Raw genomic sequence first — 17,359 nt, 5'->3', positions numbered from 1 at the left:
AATAATTTACTATGTGAAAGTATTTTGTTCAATAATTCCAATAGTAGTTTTATTAGATAGATTATAAAACATAAAAAATCAGGTAGTCACTAGGATTATCTGATTTTTTATATGTGGGCAATAAAACAAAGGTTTCTAAAGGTAAGATGAATATAGGATAATGGTAGAATGAGAGTCCTCTCTTTTTTGGGGCATATTCAGATAATCAGTTTGAAATTTCCAGACAAAATTTTTGAAAAAATTCTGAAAAAGAAGTAAGATAGTTAATGTAAGATAAAGTAAACGCTTACTTAATAAGGAGGACACTTTATGTCATATAAAACAAGCAATGCAGAAGGACCTGTAGATTTTATTAACACCTATGATTTGGAGCCAATGGCGCAACAAGTCATTCCTAAAGCTGCCTTTGGTTATATCGCTAGTGGAGCAGAGGATACTTTCACTTTACGCGAGAACATCCGTGCCTTTAACCACAAACTCATCGTTCCTCATACGCTTTGTGATGTTGAAAATCCAAGTACAGAGATTGAATTTGCAGGTGAAAAATTATCTTCACCAATTATTATGGCACCTGTTGCGGCTCATAAATTGGCAAATGAGCAGGGGGAAGTAGCTACTGCGCGTGGTGTGCATGAATTTGGTTCTCTCTATACAACTAGTTCCTACTCTACCGTTGACCTTCCAGAAATTACGGAAGCTCTTCAAGGAACACCTCATTGGTTCCAATTTTACTTTAGTAAGGATGATGGAATTAACCGCCATATCATGGACCGTGTGAAGGCTGAAGGCTACAAAGCGATTGTCTTGACGGCAGATGCAACTGTAGGGGGGAATCGTGAGGTCGATAAGCGCAATGGTTTTGTCTTCCCAGTTGGCATGCCGATTGTTGAGGAATACCTGCCAGAAGGTGCTGGAAAATCCATGGACTTTGTTTACAAATCAGCTAAACAACGCTTGTCTCCACGTGATGTCGAATTTATCGCTACATACTCAGGACTTCCTGTCTATGTCAAGGGGCCTCAATGCCGTGAGGACGTTGAACGTTCGCTTGCCGCAGGTGCTTCTGGTATCTGGGTAACCAACCACGGTGGTCGCCAAATCGACGGTGGGCCAGCTGCCTTTGACTCACTTCAAGAAGTAGCAGAAGCAGTTGATAAACGTGTGCCAATTGTCTTTGACTCTGGTGTTCGTCGCGGTCAACACGTCTTTAAAGCCTTGGCTTCAGGAGCAGACTTGGTAGCTATTGGTCGCCCTGTGATCTATGGTTTGGCTCTCGGTGGTAGTGTTGGTGTGCGTCAAGTCTTTGAGCACTTGAATGCAGAATTGAAGACAGTCATGCAGTTATCTGGAACTCAGACTATTGAGGATGTCAAACATTTCAAACTCCGTCACAACCCATACAATCCAACCTTCCCAGTTGACCCACGTGACTTAAAATTGTATTGATAAAGAAGACGGCCTCCACCTGATGTGGAGGTTTTTCTTCGTGTATAGAAAGATTCAATCGTTATTAGAAACTATATAAATATATTTTTCGGTCAAATATCTTGCTAGGGCTTTCATTTTTTGCTATACTGGTCCAGTAATTAAATAATAAAGACATTTGGGGTGCTTTAGGCTGAGATGATACCCATTGAACCTGATACAGTTAAGACTGGCGAAGGGAAATGTGAAAAGGTTTTTTTCGTATGTCGAAAGAAACTGTTTAATCTTGTAAGCTAAACTCTAATTCTCGTTTGTAATTGGAGTTTTTTTGTTTATCAAAAGAGGATAGGCTTGACGGCAAGTCTTTCGGTAGCTCTCCTAGAATGCCCCACTTTTCTTTAAAAAGGTCAAGTAAAACTAGGATTTTCTTGGTATTTTGTTGATTACGAACGAGTAAAGAGAGGAAAAGTAAATATGGAAACACAAGACTATGCATTTGAGCCGGGTTTGACCGTTGGAGAATTATTAAAAAGCAATCAGAAGGATTGGCAGGCTGCAATCAATCATCGTTTTGTTAAGGAACTTTTTGCGGGGACAATTGAGAATAAGGTCTTTAAAGACTACCTGATTCAGGATTATCATTTCTTTGATGCCTTCTTATCCATGCTGGGTGCCTGTGTAGCTCACGCAGACCAGCTTGAATCCAAACTTCGTTTTGCCAAGCAATTAGGCTTTCTTGAAGCAGATGAAGATGGTTATTTCCAAAAGGCTTTCAAAGAGTTAAAAGTAGCAGAGAATGACTATCTAGAAGTGACCTTGCACCCTATAACAAAAGCGTTTCAGGAGCTAATGTATTCTGCTGTGACTTCATCAGACTATGCTCATCTTTTGGTCATGCTGGTCATTGCAGAAGGTCTCTATTTAGACTGGGGTTCTAAAGATTTGGCTCTACCTGAAGCCTATATTCATTTAGAATGGGTCAATCTCCACAGAGGTCCTTTCTTTACAGAGTGGGTTCAATTTCTGGTTGATGAACTTAATCGTGTCGGGAAAAATCGAGAAGATTTGACAGAACTTCAGCAACGCTGGAATCAAGCAGTTGCTTTGGAATTAGCCTTTTTTAATATCGGTTATGAATTATAGGACAGATTCAATACTTTTATGTAGATTAAAAGAATGAACAAACAAACTATATAAATATATTTTCCAGTCAAATATCTTGCTAGGGCTTTCAATTTCTGTTATACTGGTCCAGTAATAAAATAATAAAGACATTTGGGGTGCCTTAGGCTGAGATGATACCCATTGAACCTGATACAGTTAAGACTGGCGAAGGGAAATGTGAAAAGGTTTTTTTCGTATGTCGAAAAGAACTGTCTAATCTTGTAAGGTAAACTCTAATTCTTAATTGTAATTGGAGTTTTTTTGTTTATCAAAAGAGGATAGGCTTGACGGCAAGCCTTTCGGTAGCTCACCTTGAATGCCCCACTTTTCTTTAAAAAAGGAGTTTTTTATGTTGAAAAAATGGCAGTTAAAAGATGTTATCTTGCTTGCTTTCTTGTCTATCTTTTTTGGTGGCGTTTTTGTGGGTTCAGGCTATCTGTTTGATATTCTCACCCTGATCTTGGCCCCTCTTGGTTTGCAGGCCTTTGCCAATGAAATTCTCTTTGGTCTCTGGTGTATGGCTGCACCCATTGCAGCTATCTTTGTTCCAAGAGTCGGAAGTGCAACGATTGGAGAAGTGCTTGCTGCACTTGCTGAAGTCCTTTATGGTAGCCAATTCGGTCTAGGAGCTCTTTTGTCTGGCTTGGTTCAAGGTCTGGGAAGTGAATTTGGTTTTCTCGTAACCAAGAATCGCTATGAAAGTTGGCTCTCTCTAACTGCTAATAGTATTGGGATTACCCTTTTTAGCTTTGTCTATGAATACATTAAATTAGGTTACTATGCCTTCTCCCTTCCTTTTGTCCTTTCCTTGCTGGTGGTGCGTTTTATTTCCGTCTTTTTCTTCTGTACCATTTTGGTTCGTGCCATTGTCAAACTCTATCATCAGTTTGCAGCTGGAGGAAAGGCATAGATGGGCCTGGAATTAAGAGGGATTCAATCCCCAATCTTTTCGGAGCCGATTGATTTTACTTTTCATGAGCAAGCTTTTACCTTGTTAGTTGGGAGCAGTGGTTCAGGAAAATCCAGTCTCTTTCAAATCATTGCCCAGGTCACTTCCTTACCCTATAGTGGTCAAGTCCTGATAGATGGAAACCAGGTCAGTCAGCTTTCAATCGTTGAACGTGTTCAGACGGTCGGCATTCTCTTTCAAAATCCCAATCACCAATTTACCATGGAGAACTTGTTTGAGGAGCTGATTTTTACCTTGGAAAATATTGGGCATCTCGTTCAGGAAATTGATTCTAAAATAGCAGAGGTGGTCCAGCAATGTCGCTGCAAGGCGATTTTGCACCGTCCCATTCATCACTTATCAGGTGGGGAAAAGCAAAAGGCTGCACTGGCTGTTCTTTTTGCTATGAACCCTAGGGTCTATCTCTTGGATGAACCCTTTGCTTCCATTGATCGAAAAAGTAGGCTAGAGATCCTAGAGATTCTAAAAGAGTTGGTCTCTAATGGGAAGACAGTCATCCTGTGCGACCATGATTTATCAGACTATGAAGCCTATATCGACCATATGGTGGAGCTAAGAGACGGCCAGTTAAGGGAGGTGTTTCAAATCCCTTGCTCTGAGATGACACAGGTTGCTTCAAAGAAAGTTGCTCCTAGCCCAGAACTATTCCACATGGACAGAACGACTTGTGAGCTAGATTATCGCCCCCTCTTTTCCATTTCTGATTTTACATTCTACCAAGGAATTTCTTGTATCTTGGGTGATAATGGTGTCGGGAAATCAACCCTCTTTCGCTCAATTCTTCAATTTCAAAAGTATAAAGGGCGCATTACTTGGAAGGGTTCGGTCCTGAAAAAGAAAAAGAGTTTGTATCGTGACTTGACAGGTGTTGTTCAGGAAGCTGAGAAGCAGTTTATCCGAGTCAGTCTGCGAGAGGAACTGCAATTAGATAGTCCAGACTCTGAAAGAAATCAGCGGATTCTCCAAGCTTTACGATATTTTAATCTGGAGCAGGCGCTTGATAAGAGTCCCTATCAATTAAGTGGTGGTCAACAAAAGATTCTTCAGCTTTTGACCATCTTGACCAGCAAGGCTTCTGTGATCTTGCTAGATGAGCCATTTGCTGGTTTGGATGATAGAGCCTGCGACTACTTTTGTCAGTGGATTCTGGAGGACAGAAATCAAGGAAGAAGTTTTCTGATCATTAGCCATCGTTTAGATCCCTTGATTTCTGTGGTTGATTATTGGATTGAGATGACGAGTGAGGGGCTTAGTCATCTCAAAGACGTGACCATCAGCAAACCTCTCACATCTCGGAGTATCAATACTCAAGGGGAGGTGAAGTAGTATGGTCAAAGTAGCAACCCAGACACCGATAATCGGTCTCTTCTTTCTAATTTTATCCTTGGAAACATCTTTCATTCCTTCGATTGCTCTTAATCTTTCAGTAGTCGCATTTTGCATTCTCTTCATGCTCTACTACCGTCGATTTAAATTGTTGGCTTGGATGCTCTTGCTCGCCATTTTACCATCTTTTGCCAATTACTGGGCAGTACAGTTACATGGGGATGCTTCGCAGGCAGTGATACTTGGAACGAGGGCCTTTGTGACGGTTTGTATCTGTCTTGTCTTTGTTTCCAGTATTTCCTTAAAAGAGCTTCTCTTGTACTTGGCTCAAAAGGGGTTATCACGGTCTTGGGCCTATGCCTTAATTGTGGTATTCAATGCCTTTCCCCTCATTCAACAAGAAATCAAGTCCCTCAAGGAAGCTTGCTTATTGCGTGGTCAAAAATTGCATGTTTGGTCTCCCCTGATTTACAGTAAGGTTCTGATGACAGTCTTTAGGTGGCGCCATCTTTACCTGAGAGCTCTATCTGCGCATGGATATGACGAGCATGCACAGTTGGAGAATAGTTATCGGACTTTTTATATTTCTCAGAGGACAAAATTGATCTACCTACTTTTCTTTTTATTGCTTCAAACCAGCCTATTTCTATAAAGGAGTTATTATGGAATTTACAGATATTGCGATGGAATTATCCAAGGAAGCTTGGCAGGCTTCCTTTCATCACCCCTTTGTTTTACAGTTACAAGAGGGGAATTTAGAACCTTCTATTTTCCGCTATTACCTGATTCAGGATGCCTACTACCTGAAGTCTTTTTCAGAAGCCTATCACCTCTTGGCTGATAAGACTTCAAACCAAGAGATGAAAAGACTCTTGAAACAAAATGCCCAGAGTCTAGTGGAGGGTGAGTTGTTTATCCGCCAACAATTTTTCATGGAATTAGGAATCAGCTACCAGGAAATGGAGCAACATCCAATCGCTCCAACCTGTTATCATTACATTTCTCATATTTATCGCCAGTTTGCAGAGCCAAACTTGGGCATTGCTTTTGCTAGTTTGCTTCCATGTCCTTGGTTATACCATGATTTGGGCAAGGCACTTAATCGCAAACCATCCCCGAATCCTCTTTATCAACAGTGGATTGAGACCTATATCACCGATGAGTTAGAACAGCAGATTAAAGAGGAAGAAGCCCTGGTCAATCAGCTCTATCGCGAAAGCAACGAGACAGACAAACAAAAAATGCTAGAGGCCTTCCACCGAAGTGTCCACATGGAAGCTAAGTTTTGGGAGATGGCTTACCAACATCAAACCTGGACGAGTGATTTGCAATCCTTAGAAAAAGAGAAGAAATAGAAAATGAGAAACCACCAACTACAAGTTCACAAATTAACCATTTTATCCATGATGATTGCTCTTGACGTAGTACTTACACCCATCTTTCGAATTGAAGGAATGGCACCAATGTCCAGTGTAGTCAACATTCTTGCAGGGATTTTGATGGGACCTGTTTATGCCTTGGTCATGGCTACAGTCACAGCCTTTATCCGTATGACGACTCAAGGTATTCCCCCTTTGGCCCTAACAGGAGCTACTTTTGGAGCCCTCCTTGCAGGTCTCTTTTATAAGTATGGTCGGAAATTTCGCTATTCTGCTCTAGGAGAAATCTTGGGAACAGGGATTATCGGTTCCATTGTTTCCTATCCTGTCATGGTTCTCTTTACAGGATCTGCGGCCAAGCTTAGCTGGTTTATCTACACTCCTAGATTTTTTGGAGCAACCTTGATTGGTACAGCCATAGCTTTTCTTGCCTTTCGATTTTTAATCAAGCAGGAATTCTTTAAAAAAGTGCAGGGATATTTCTTTGGAGAAAGGATAGACTGATGCAGGAATTTACAAATCCCTTTCCTCTAACCTCCAGCTCCTTAATTCACTGCATCACCAATGAGATTTCCTGTGAGATGCTGGCCAATGGAATTTTGGCTCTGGGATCTAAACCTGTCATGGCAGATGATCCCCGTGAGGTTCTTGATTTTACCAAACAAAGCCAAGCTCTCTTTATCAATCTGGGGCATTTGTCAGCTGAGAAGGAGAAAGCAATCCGCATGGCAGCTACTTATGCAGCTCAAGCTGGCCTCCCAATGGTAGTAGATGCGGTTGGCGTAGCAGCTTCATCCATTCGTAAGGACCTAGTCACAGATCTTTTAGAATACAATCCCACGGTCCTTAAAGGAAATATGTCGGAAATCCGAAGTCTTGTTGGTTTAAAACACCACGGAGTTGGGGTCGATGCGAGTGCTAAAGATCAAGAAACTGAGGATTTGCTCCAAGTCTTGAAAGACTGGTGTCAGCTTTATCCTGGTATGTCATTTTTAGTCACTGGCCCCAAGGACCTCATCGTTTCAGAAAATCAAGTTGCTGTATTGAGGAATGGCTGTGCAGAATTGGACTGGATAACAGGGACAGGAGACCTGGTTGGAGCCTTGACAACCGTTTTTCTCAGCCAAGGAAAGACTGCCTTTGAAGCTTCCTGCCTAGCAGTTTCTTATCTCAATATCGCTGCTGAGAGAATTCTTGTTCAAGGAATGGGATTGGAAGGTTTTCGTTACCAAGTTCTCAATCAACTCTCTCTCCTAAAAAGAGATGAAAACTGGCTAAAAGCCATCAAAGGAGACTTTTATGAATAGAGAAGCATTTAGACTGTATCTAGTAACCAATCGCTACCAAGATTCCTTGGAAAGCTTTCTTGAAAAAGTTGAGACGGCCTGCCGTTCAGGTGTTACCATCATTCAATTACGAGAAAAAAATCTCACCACCAACCAATACTATCAGCTGGCAAAACAAGTCAAGGAAATAACAGACGCCTATCAGGTGCCCTTGATTATCGATGATCGGTTGGATATCTGTCTTGCAGTCGATGCTGCAGGTTTGCATATTGGCGACGATGAACTACCAGTTTCGGTTGCCCGCCAAGTATTGGGTCCTGAAAAAATCCTCGGTGTCACTGCTAAAACAGTAAAAAGAGCTCTTGAAGCAGAAACATCGGGTGCAGATTACTTGGGGACAGGAGCTATTTTCCCGACAACTACCAAAGAAAATGCACCTATCACCTTGATTTCAACCTTGAAAACCATTTGCCAAATGGTCGCCATTCCAGTAGTTGCTATTGGAGGCTTGACGTCAGAGAATATTGACCAACTTGCTGCAACTGGCATAGCTGGAGTAGCCGTTGTTCGTGATTTGATGCAGGCAGAAGATATAGAGGCAAAAACGCAAGCATTTTTAACAAAGCTGGATGACATGATTTCCTAATCAAAAACTCTCTAATTCCCTTAAAGTGGGAACTAGAGAGTTTTTCTTAATCTTTAAAACTTGTATGGTTGACTGGGCCAGAACCATGACCGAGTTGAGGGGCGTCTTGGATGGCTTTTGTGATAAAGGCCTTGGCCTTATCGACTGCCTGATAAAGGGTCTTCCCCTTGGCTAGTTCAGCCGTAATCACTGCAGCAAAAGTACATCCAGTACCATGGGTGTGACAGGTTTGAATTCGTGGACTTTCCCAGACAAATTGTTCCTCCTTGGTAAAGAGGAAATCCTTGGCACCACCTTCAAGATGACCACCTTTGATAACTACAGACTGAGGGCCAAATTCTTTTAAAATCAGGCGACCAGCACGTTGCATGTCTTCTGGATCATGGATTGAAAAACCAACAATCTCTTCTGCCTCAGGAAGATTGGGGGTGATGATGGTAGCAAGGGGAAGCAAGTTTGTTTTTAGGTAGCTTCTCGCACTAGTATCTATCAGGGTGTCCCCACTTGTAGCGACCATAACAGGGTCCAGCACATAGGGACAATCCAGCTTTTTAAGGTAGGGTTGGATGATCTCCATGATTTCAGTAGTTGCCAACATCCCAGTTTTTACAGCCTGAGGCTTGATATCCGAAAAGACACTTTCCAATTGAGCTTCCAGCATTTGGTTGGAGACGTGCTCGATTAATTGAACGCCTCTTGTATTTTGAGCGACAAGACTGGTCACAACTGCCATTCCATAGACATCTCTAGCTTGGAACGACTTTAAGTCAGCCATAATGCCAGCACCGCCACTGGGGTCTGTCCCAGCAATGGTCAGAGCAACGGGTAAATAAGTCATCTAAAACCTCCCAACCAACTGAAGTTTGTATTCTTAAGAACAAGCAAGTCTGTTTTAGGAAGGAAATAGAAGACCAGATAGTCCTCATCATCATTTCCACTTCCATCAGCTAGCATTACCTAGATTGAGTCAAAGGGATCTAACAGTCGTTAATCTCAGCTTTACGCACCCCTAGTGGTTGTTTTCTTTTTTCTTCAGTATAGCATATTTTTATAGTTTATATAGTAAAATTTGACTGCAAATCTCTCGTTACAGGATTAGAATTCTATATTTCGAAAAAATAATAAAAATTATAGTTGACAAATGTAGATTTCCGGAGTATACTAATAACTGTAATCGACAAATGTAGATTTAGGAGGTGTGATTATGCAGATTTCAGATGCAGAATGGCAGGTTATGAAGATTATTTGGATGCAAGGAGAGCAGACCAGTACGGATTTGATCAGGGTTCTGGCGGAGCGGTTCGACTGGTCCAAGTCGACCATTCAAACTCTTTTGGCTCGATTGGTAGAGAAAGAGTGTCTGACAAGGAAAAAAGAAGGCAAGTTCTTTGTCTATTCAGCCCTTTTAACTCTGGATCAAAGTCGAGACTTGCTTGTCCAAGATATCAAAGACAAGGTTTGTTCTCGTAGGATTAAGAACTTGTTGGCTGATTTGATTGCTGAATGTGATTTTACTCAGGCTGACTTGGAAGACTTAGAAGCTGTGATTTCTGAGAAGAAATCAAGCGCTGTAACAGAAGTAAAATGTAATTGTATGTAAAGGAGACGTCATGTTAAATAGTATTGTAACCATTATTTGTATTGCCCTTATCGCGTTTATCTTGATTTGGTTTTTCAAAAAGCCTGAAAAATCTGGACAAAAAGCCCAGCAAAAAAAGGGCTACCAAGAGATTCGAGTGGAAGTCAAAGGGGGATATACGCCTGAGTTGATTATTCTTAAGAAATCAGTGCCAGCCCGTATCGTCTTTGACCGTAAGGACCCTTCACCCTGCCTAGATCAGATTGTTTTCCCAGATTTTGGAGTGCATGCGGACTTGCCTATGGGCGAAGAGTATGTAGTGGAAATCACGCCTGAGCAGGCTGGAGAGTATGGTTTCTCTTGTGGCATGAATATGATGCACGGTAAGATGATTGTAGAATAGGAGAATGATATGACTGAAATTATAAAAGCAAATCTTGAAAATGGTGTTCAAAAAATCCGTATCACGGCAGACAAAGGCTACCATCCAGCCCACATTCAACTGCAAAAAGGAGTTCCTGCTGAGATCACCTTTCACCGTGTGACACCTTCAAACTGTTATAAGGAAATTCTGTTTGAAGAAGAAGGCATCTTAGAACCAATCGGCGTAGACGAAGAGAAAGTCATTCGTTTTACACCTCAAGAATTAGGTCAACATGAATTTTCTTGTGGTATGAAGATGCAAAAGGGAAGTTATACCGTAGTTGAGAAGACTCGAAAATCTCTATCACTTTTACAGCGTTTTTGGATTACTAGTATCTTTACTGTGCCTCTTGTAATCCTCATGATTGGAATGTCGACAGGAGGAATTAGTCACCAAGTCATGCGTTGGGGCACCTTTTTAGCCACAACACCGATTATGCTAGTAGCAGGTGGTCCTTATATCCAAAGTGCTTGGGCTAGTTTTAAAAAGCACAATGCCAACATGGATACCTTGGTTGCTCTGGGAACCCTAGTGGCCTATCTCTATAGCCTAGTTGCCCTCTTTACTGGACTTCCTGTTTACTTTGAAAGTGCTGGATTTATCCTCTTCTTCGTTCTTTTGGGAGCAGTTTTTGAAGAGAAAATGCGGAAAAATACTTCACAAGCTGTGGAGAAACTACTAGACTTGCAGGCTAAAACAGCAGAAGTCTTGCGTGATGATAGCTATGTTCAAGTTCCCTTGGACCAAGTCAAGGTAGGCGACCTGATTCGAGTGCGGCCCGGTGAAAAGATTGCAGTTGATGGTGTCGTAGTGGAAGGTGTGTCCAGCATAGATGAATCCATGGTGACAGGTGAGAGCTTGCCGGTAGACAAAACAGTTGGAGATACCGTCATTGGCTCAACCATCAATAATAGTGGAACCCTTGTTTTTAGGGCAGAAAAGGTTGGCTCAGAGACTGTTTTGGCTCAGATTGTGGACTTTGTGAAGAAAGCCCAGACCAGCCGAGCACCAATTCAGGATTTGACGGATAAGATTTCAGGGATTTTTGTACCAGCGGTTGTCATTTTAGGGATTGTGACCTTTTGGGTATGGTTTGTCTTGTTCAGGGATAGTGTAGTCGTGCTTGGAGCGAGCTTTGTCTCTTCTCTTCTCTATGGGGTGGCTGTTTTGATTATCGCTTGTCCTTGTGCACTAGGACTTGCAACACCAACGGCCCTTATGGTGGGGACAGGTCGCAGTGCCAAGATGGGGGTTCTCCTCAAAAATGGAACGGTTCTACAGGAAATCCAAAAAGTTCAAACTATTGTCTTTGATAAGACTGGGACTTTGACGGAAGGGAAACCTGTGGTAACAGATATCATCGGCGACGAAGTAGAAGTGCTTGGATTGGCAGCCTCCTTGGAAGAAGCTTCCCAACACCCACTGGCTGAGGCCATTGTCAAGCGAGCGAGTGAAGCTGGACTTGAGATTCAAACTGTGGAAAATTTCCAAGCCTTGCACGGAAAAGGTGTCTCAGGGCAAATCAATGGAAAACAAGTTCTGCTTGGAAATGCTAAAATGCTGGATGGCATGAACATTTCTAGCACTTATCAAGAAAAACTAGAAGAACTAGAAAAAGAAGCTAAGACAGTTGTCTACTTGGCTGTTGACAATGAAATCAAAGGCTTGCTTGCCCTGCAAGATATTCCCAAGGAAAATGCCAAGTTAGCCATCAGTCAGCTGAAAAAACGTGGACTTAAAACAGTCATGCTGACAGGGGATAATGCTGGCGTGGCGCGTGCTATTGCCGATCAGATCGGAATCGAAGAGGTCATTGCAGGTGTCTTGCCAGAAGAAAAAGCCCATGAAATCCATAAACTACAATCAGCTGGAAAAGTAGCCTTTGTTGGTGATGGTATCAATGACGCTCCTGCCCTCAGTGTAGCGGATGTCGGGATTGCTATGGGAGCTGGAACAGATATTGCCATCGAGTCAGCAGATTTGGTGTTGACAACTAATAACCTTCTAGGAGTGGTTCGTGCCTTTGACATGAGTAAGAAAACCTTTAATCGAATTCTGCTCAACCTCTTCTGGGCCTTTATCTACAATGTCGCCGGCATTCCGATTGCAGCAGGAGTCTTTTCAGGAATTGGTCTCGTTCTCAATCCAGAACTGGCTGGTCTAGCCATGGCCTTTAGTTCTGTATCTGTTCTGACTAGTTCACTCTTACTAAACTTTAGTAAAATAGACTAAAAGCGAGCTTGCTCGCTTTTTATTATAAAACAGTTCTGAAAAACGTTTTCAAACTGTACTGTAATAGAGAATCAAAACTTCTGAGCACATTCTTAGGAGACCCAAAACAAATGTGGTAAAGTAGTAGAGTAAAAATTTGCTGAAACGTTTCCAATTAGTATATGAAAACGGATGAATCAAATTTTAAAAATATTTGAAGGAGAGTTATCATTATGACTCAAGGGAAAATTACTGCATCTGCAGCAATGCTCAACGTATTGAAAACATGGGGTGTAGACACAATCTACGGTATCCCATCAGGAACACTCAGCTCATTGATGGACGCTTTGGCTGAAGACAAAGATATCCGCTTCTTGCAAGTTCGCCACGAAGAAACAGGTGCTCTTGCAGCGGTGATGCAAGCTAAATTCGGCGGCTCAATCGGGGTTGCAGTCGGTTCAGGTGGTCCAGGTGCGACTCACTTGATTAACGGTGTTTACGATGCAGCTATGGATAACACTCCATTCCTTGCTATCCTTGGATCACGTCCAGTTAACGAACTCAACATGGATGCCTTCCAAGAATTGAACCAAAACCCAATGTACAACGGTATCGCTGTTTACAACAAACGTGTCGCTTACGCTGAGCAATTGCCAAAAGTAATCGACGAAGCTTGCCGTGCTGCAGTTTCTAAAAAAGGTCCAGCTGTTGTTGAAATTCCAGTAAACTTCGGTTTCCAAGAAATCGACGAAAACTCATACTACGGTTCAGGTTCATACGAGCGTTCATTCATCGCTCCTGCATTGAACGAAGTTGAAATCGACAAAGCTGTTGAAATCTTGAACAATGCTGAACGTCCAGTTATCTACGCTGGTTACGGTGGTGTTAAAGCAGGTGAAGTGATTACTGAATTGTCACGTAAAATCAAAGCACCAATCATCACAACTGGTAAAAACTTTGAAGCCTTTGAATGGAACTACGAAGGTTTGACAGGTTCTGCTTACCGTGTTGGTTGGAAACCAGCCAACGAAGTGGTCTTTGAAGCAGACACAGTTCTTTTCCTTGGTTCAAACTTCCCATTTGCTGAAGTTTACGAAGCCTTCAAGAACACTGAAAAATTCATCCAAGTCGATATCGACCCTTACAAACTTGGTAAACGTCATGCCCTTGACGCTTCTATCCTTGGTGACGCAGGTCAAGCAGCGAAAGCTATCCTTGATAAAGTAAACCCAGTTGAGTCTACTCCATGGTGGCGTGCAAACGTGAAGAACAACCAAAACTGGCGTGATTACATGAACAAACTCGAAGGTAAAACCGAGGGTGAATTGCAATTGTATCAAGTTTACAATGCAATCAACAAACATGCTGACCAAGACGCTATCTACTCAATCGACGTAGGTGACACTACTCAAACATCTACTCGTCACCTTCACATGACACCTAAGAACATGTGGCGTACATCTCCACTCTTTGCGACAATGGGTATTTCCCTTCCTGGTGGTATCGCTGCTAAGAAAGACAATCCAGATCGCCAAGTATGGAACATCATGGGTGACGGTGCATTCAACATGTGCTACCCAGACGTTATCACAAACGTTCAATACGACCTTCCAGTTATCAATGTTGTCTTCTCAAATGGTAAATATGCCTTCATCAAGGACAAATACGAAGACACAAACAAACACTTGTTTGGTTGTGACTTCCCTAATGCTGACTATGCGAAAATCGCTGAAGCTCAAGGTGCTGTAGGATTTACAGTTGACCGTATCGAAGACATCGATGCAGTTGTTGCAGAAGCTGTTAAACTCAACAAAGAAGGTAAAACTGTTGTGATCGATGCTCGCATCACTCCACACCGTCCACTTCCAGTAGAAGTACTTGAATTGGATCCAAAACTTCACTCAGAAGAAGCAATCAAAGACTTCAAGGAAAAATACGAAGCAGAAGAACTCGTACCATTCCGCCTCTTCTTGGAAGAAGAAGGATTGCAATCACGCGCAATTAAATAATTCCTTCGTGGAACTTAAAAAGATCGGAGCAATCCGGTCTTTTTCTGGAGGATAGTAAATGAATTTAAATCAATTAGATATTATCGTTTCAGATGTTCCCCAAGTTTGTGCTGACTTGGAGCGTATTTTGGATAAAAAGCCCGATTATGTTGATGACAGTTTTGCTCAGTTTACGATTGGCAGTCACTGTCTGATGTTGTCCCAAAATCATTTGATTCCTTTGGAAGATTTTCAGTCAGGAATCATTCTTCATATCGAGGTTGAGGATGTAGACCAGAATTACCAACGGTTGAAAGAACTTGGTATCCAGGTTTTAAACGGACCAACTGTAACCGATTGGGGAACAGAGTCCTTATTAGTTAAAGGGCCTGCTGGTCTAGTGATTGATTTTTATCGTATGAAGTAGGTAATTCTATTATCAAATTTTTTATCTAAACATTCTTGGAGTGAAACTTAAAAAGATCGGAGCAATTCGATCTTTTTTGTATTTATGCGACTTTCAGTCCGTCTCGCTCCGTTAGGTGCGAGACAAAAAACCACCCGTTTTCACGGGTGGTTATGATTTCTACACTTATTGTTTGGCTTCCTGTTTTAATTGTTGCACCTGTTCCTCGTACTGGACAAGCTCCCTGTCTTTTATATTGATAGTCGCTTCTGCTTCAGCAATGCGGCTTCTCAGATCTTGAGTCTTGTTATGGTGATAGCTAATACCAATAGCACTACCAGCAATGATCCCGATTACTAGACAAGTAAAAATCACCAAAATCAAGGGAGCAGATAGTTGTGTAAAGACAAGACTGACAGTTACTGTTTGACGATTGAGTAGACCAAATGAGATCACAATGACTAATAAGCTCAAACCGCCAATTAGATAAGCCTTATCTTTCAGTGACAATTCATTAAATTTTTTTAGCATAAGTTCCTTTTCTCCTGACTATGTTGATAGAAAACTACACACCATTTAGGTATTAACAAAATTCATTTTACTAGAAAATTTCGATACTGTCAATAATTTCTAACGGCTTATTTACCATCAATCAATCGATTCATTGAAAAGGAGTATTCATTTTCTAATATTTGATTGAGTAAACAGAACGGAGCAATTCGGTCTTTTTTCTGTTCCCTCTTTCTTATAACAAGATTGTGATAGTTTATATCTTTATAACAAAAGTTTTAAAGACTTGATTGTTTTGAAAAAAGATTATAAAATATGATTCATAAAAATGAAAGAGGTTTTGAAAATGTCTGAAAAACAAATGAAAGTTTTGGGTTGGGTAGCGACCTTCATGTCTGTTATGATGTATGTGTCTTACTTCCCACAAATCATGAACAACCTGGCTGGTCAAAAAGGAAACTTCATCCAACCCTTAGTCGCAGCCATCAACTGTAGCCTATGGGTTTATTACGGTCTTTTCAAGAAAGAAAGAGATATTCCCCTCGCGGCTGCTAATGCGCCAGGTATTATTTTTGGTCTGGTAACGGCTATCACAGCTTTGATTTAAAAAGAAGACTGGTTTGAACTGCACCCCAAAAGTTAGATTTTTTCTGTCCAACTTTTTGGGGGCAGTACATATTGCATCCTTTTTAAATTTTTAGTGGATTAGATAAATACATAAAATTTTAGGTCATAAATTTTTCTACAATATAATTATATTTCTTAGTAAGAATTTCTTTTGTTTCAATGGCATTAAGTATTTTGTATAACAACATTCTCTTGCATTGAAGCATATTATGGTTATTGTGATATAAAAAATCCATTTCGCTTCTTTTACTTTTGTAAAACATTTTTCATTCTTCGTTCTAAATTTAAGTATTCCATAAAAGTTTAAAATTCTGTTAAAATTTCAAAAAAACTATGACGAATTAAGAGTAAGTTTTATTTTTATTATGTTATAATATAATAAAGGTAATGTTTTTTCAAAACAGTCTTAGTTACTTTATAATACAGTCAATAGCTTTAGCATATGAAAGGATAGTTTAAATGAATAGAGGTTCTGAATTTAGAAAATGGGATTTGCATATACATTCACCATATACAGTGTTAAATAATCAATTTAGTAAATTTGAAGATGGAAGTCCAGATATTGAAAGTTTTATTCAAAAAATTAAGGATGAGGATATTTCAGCAATTGGTTTAACTAATTACTTTAATTTTACCGATGACGATTTTAATTTAAAAACAAGACTTGAAGAGAACGGTATTGTAACTTTTCTTAATTTAGAAGTGAGATTATCTAATATAAATAAATCTGACCAGTTATTTGATTATCACATCATTTTTGATAATACATTAGATGATGGTATTATTAAGAATTTATTAGGGGAATTAAAGGCAAATATTGGTGCAACTGAGAAAGCATTCAATAGATTAAGTAATAAAGAGATTGAGTCTTCTGCTCATGTTGATTTCAAAAGTTTAAATCAAATATTAGAACGGAATACAGAATTAAATGGAAACTATTTAAAAGGATTTCTCTCGAGAGGGCATGGTAGTGCTACTAGTGATTCTGATTCCAAAAATAAGGCTGTTTATGAACAGATTTGTGTGAATTCAGATTTTATTATTCATTCTAGTTGTAATGATTCTTCGACTTGCCAAGACCCCAAATGCAAACATATGAATATAATATCTGACCGAGAATATTGGTTGCATAAATCTGATTATGTTAGACCTCTTTTACAATCTTCTGATTCGCACTCTTTAGAAGGGATTGGAACGAAGTATAGTTGGATTAAAGCAGATTTGACTTTTGAAGGTTTGAAGCAAATAATCTTTGAGCCAGAACATCGGATATGTGTAGGAATAGGAAAACCAGTTCGAACTGATAATGAGCTAATTATTGATAGAATTGAATATGATGGAGATACCATACTTTTATCAGATAATTAAATACGATTATTGGTGGTAGATCAACTGGAAAATCCACCTTATTAAATTCA

The 17,359-nt window shown here is 40.5% G+C and carries 18 protein-coding genes and 3 riboswitches; of the genes, 16 read left to right on the top strand and 2 right to left on the bottom strand.

Translation table 11 applies throughout. The features are described from left to right. Window positions 1-309: 309 nt before the first annotated feature. The 9 genes from lctO to thiE all read left to right on the top strand — a co-directional run bounded on the left by lctO (window position 310) and on the right by thiE (window position 8,196). A complete protein-coding gene (gene lctO, locus CO686_RS06480; protein ID WP_000120742.1) occupies window positions 310-1,446 on the top strand; it encodes an L-lactate oxidase in 1,137 nt (378 codons plus the stop codon). Window positions 1,447-1,594: 148 nt separating this feature from the next. Further along, window positions 1,595-1,683, top strand: a riboswitch (TPP riboswitch). A 216-nt stretch (window positions 1,684-1,899) separates the two neighbouring features. Next, a complete protein-coding gene (locus CO686_RS06475) occupies window positions 1,900-2,568 on the top strand; it encodes a TenA family protein (RefSeq protein ID WP_096753630.1) in 669 nt (222 codons plus the stop codon). A 123-nt stretch (window positions 2,569-2,691) separates the two neighbouring features. Further along, window positions 2,692-2,780, top strand: a riboswitch (TPP riboswitch). A gap of 158 nt (window positions 2,781-2,938) precedes the next feature. After that, window positions 2,939-3,499 carry an ECF transporter S component gene (locus CO686_RS06470; protein WP_000915272.1) on the top strand — a complete coding sequence of 187 codons (561 nt, stop codon included), beginning with the start codon at window positions 2,939-2,941 and terminating at the stop codon, window positions 3,497-3,499. Beyond that, complete coding sequence (locus tag CO686_RS06465; protein ID WP_000522143.1) at window positions 3,500-4,885, top strand: ATP-binding cassette domain-containing protein; 1,386 nt, start codon at window positions 3,500-3,502, stop codon at window positions 4,883-4,885. It abuts the gene before it with no gap. Between the two features lies 1 nt (window position 4,886). Next, on the top strand, window positions 4,887-5,537 hold the full coding sequence (locus CO686_RS06460) for an energy-coupling factor transporter transmembrane component T (RefSeq protein WP_049549807.1): 651 nt from the start codon (window positions 4,887-4,889) through the stop codon (window positions 5,535-5,537). A gap of 10 nt (window positions 5,538-5,547) precedes the next feature. Then, window positions 5,548-6,240: a thiaminase II gene (gene tenA / locus CO686_RS06455; RefSeq protein ID WP_000397196.1), complete on the top strand. Its 693-nt coding sequence runs from the start codon at window positions 5,548-5,550 to the stop codon at window positions 6,238-6,240. A gap of 3 nt (window positions 6,241-6,243) precedes the next feature. Next, on the top strand, window positions 6,244-6,768 hold the full coding sequence (gene thiW / locus CO686_RS06450; RefSeq protein ID WP_001244058.1) for an energy coupling factor transporter S component ThiW: 525 nt from the start codon (window positions 6,244-6,246) through the stop codon (window positions 6,766-6,768). Further along, complete coding sequence (thiM, locus tag CO686_RS06445) at window positions 6,768-7,571, top strand: hydroxyethylthiazole kinase (protein ID WP_001155204.1); 804 nt, start codon at window positions 6,768-6,770, stop codon at window positions 7,569-7,571. The genes thiW and thiM overlap by 1 nt, the downstream gene beginning before the upstream one ends. Next, on the top strand, window positions 7,564-8,196 hold the full coding sequence (gene thiE / locus CO686_RS06440; protein WP_001078196.1) for a thiamine phosphate synthase: 633 nt from the start codon (window positions 7,564-7,566) through the stop codon (window positions 8,194-8,196). Before thiM ends, thiE begins: the two co-directional genes overlap by 8 nt. 46 nt (window positions 8,197-8,242) lie before the next feature. On the opposite strand, the gene thiD is transcribed toward thiE, so the two are convergent. After that, a complete protein-coding gene (gene thiD, locus CO686_RS06435; RefSeq protein ID WP_000221725.1) occupies window positions 8,243-9,034 on the bottom strand; it encodes a bifunctional hydroxymethylpyrimidine kinase/phosphomethylpyrimidine kinase in 792 nt (263 codons plus the stop codon). 84 nt (window positions 9,035-9,118) lie between these two features. Beyond that, window positions 9,119-9,217: riboswitch (TPP riboswitch) on the bottom strand. A 183-nt stretch (window positions 9,218-9,400) separates the two neighbouring features. Between thiD and CO686_RS06430 the strand changes: the two genes are divergently transcribed. The 5 genes from CO686_RS06430 to CO686_RS06410 all read left to right on the top strand — a co-directional run bounded on the left by CO686_RS06430 (window position 9,401) and on the right by CO686_RS06410 (window position 14,825). Further along, on the top strand, window positions 9,401-9,796 hold the full coding sequence (locus CO686_RS06430; RefSeq protein WP_001167197.1) for a CopY/TcrY family copper transport repressor: 396 nt from the start codon (window positions 9,401-9,403) through the stop codon (window positions 9,794-9,796). 10 nt (window positions 9,797-9,806) lie between these two features. Further along, a complete protein-coding gene (locus CO686_RS06425; protein ID WP_000935069.1) occupies window positions 9,807-10,178 on the top strand; it encodes a cupredoxin domain-containing protein in 372 nt (123 codons plus the stop codon). 9 nt (window positions 10,179-10,187) lie between these two features. Beyond that, entirely contained in the window at window positions 10,188-12,431 is a 2,244-nt protein-coding gene (locus CO686_RS06420) for a heavy metal translocating P-type ATPase (protein ID WP_049549808.1), read from the top strand. Window positions 12,432-12,643: 212 nt separating this feature from the next. After that, window positions 12,644-14,419 carry a pyruvate oxidase gene (spxB, locus tag CO686_RS06415; RefSeq protein ID WP_000191817.1) on the top strand — a complete coding sequence of 592 codons (1,776 nt, stop codon included), beginning with the start codon at window positions 12,644-12,646 and terminating at the stop codon, window positions 14,417-14,419. 58 nt (window positions 14,420-14,477) lie between these two features. Beyond that, on the top strand, window positions 14,478-14,825 hold the full coding sequence (locus CO686_RS06410; RefSeq protein ID WP_001052638.1) for a VOC family protein: 348 nt from the start codon (window positions 14,478-14,480) through the stop codon (window positions 14,823-14,825). A 165-nt stretch (window positions 14,826-14,990) separates the two neighbouring features. On the opposite strand, the gene CO686_RS06405 is transcribed toward CO686_RS06410, so the two are convergent. Beyond that, window positions 14,991-15,335, bottom strand: coding sequence for a lipopolysaccharide assembly protein LapA domain-containing protein (locus CO686_RS06405; protein ID WP_000913393.1), 345 nt, complete (start codon window positions 15,333-15,335; stop codon window positions 14,991-14,993). Between the two features lie 325 nt (window positions 15,336-15,660). Between CO686_RS06405 and CO686_RS06400 the strand changes: the two genes are divergently transcribed. Further along, window positions 15,661-15,921 carry a SemiSWEET family transporter gene (locus tag CO686_RS06400; protein ID WP_001291475.1) on the top strand — a complete coding sequence of 87 codons (261 nt, stop codon included), beginning with the start codon at window positions 15,661-15,663 and terminating at the stop codon, window positions 15,919-15,921. A gap of 479 nt (window positions 15,922-16,400) precedes the next feature. After that, the gene (locus CO686_RS10490) at window positions 16,401-17,309 is read left to right on the top strand and encodes a hypothetical protein (protein ID WP_253665841.1); all 909 of its coding nucleotides are present in this window, start codon (window positions 16,401-16,403) and stop codon (window positions 17,307-17,309) included. Window positions 17,310-17,359 lie beyond the last annotated feature (50 nt).

Source organism: Streptococcus oralis (assembly GCF_002386345.1).
GTDB classification, from domain to species: Bacteria; Bacillota; Bacilli; order Lactobacillales; family Streptococcaceae; genus Streptococcus; species Streptococcus oralis_S.
Note: the sequence above shows the minus strand (reverse complement) of the source record. Positions and strands in the feature narration are given on the sequence as shown.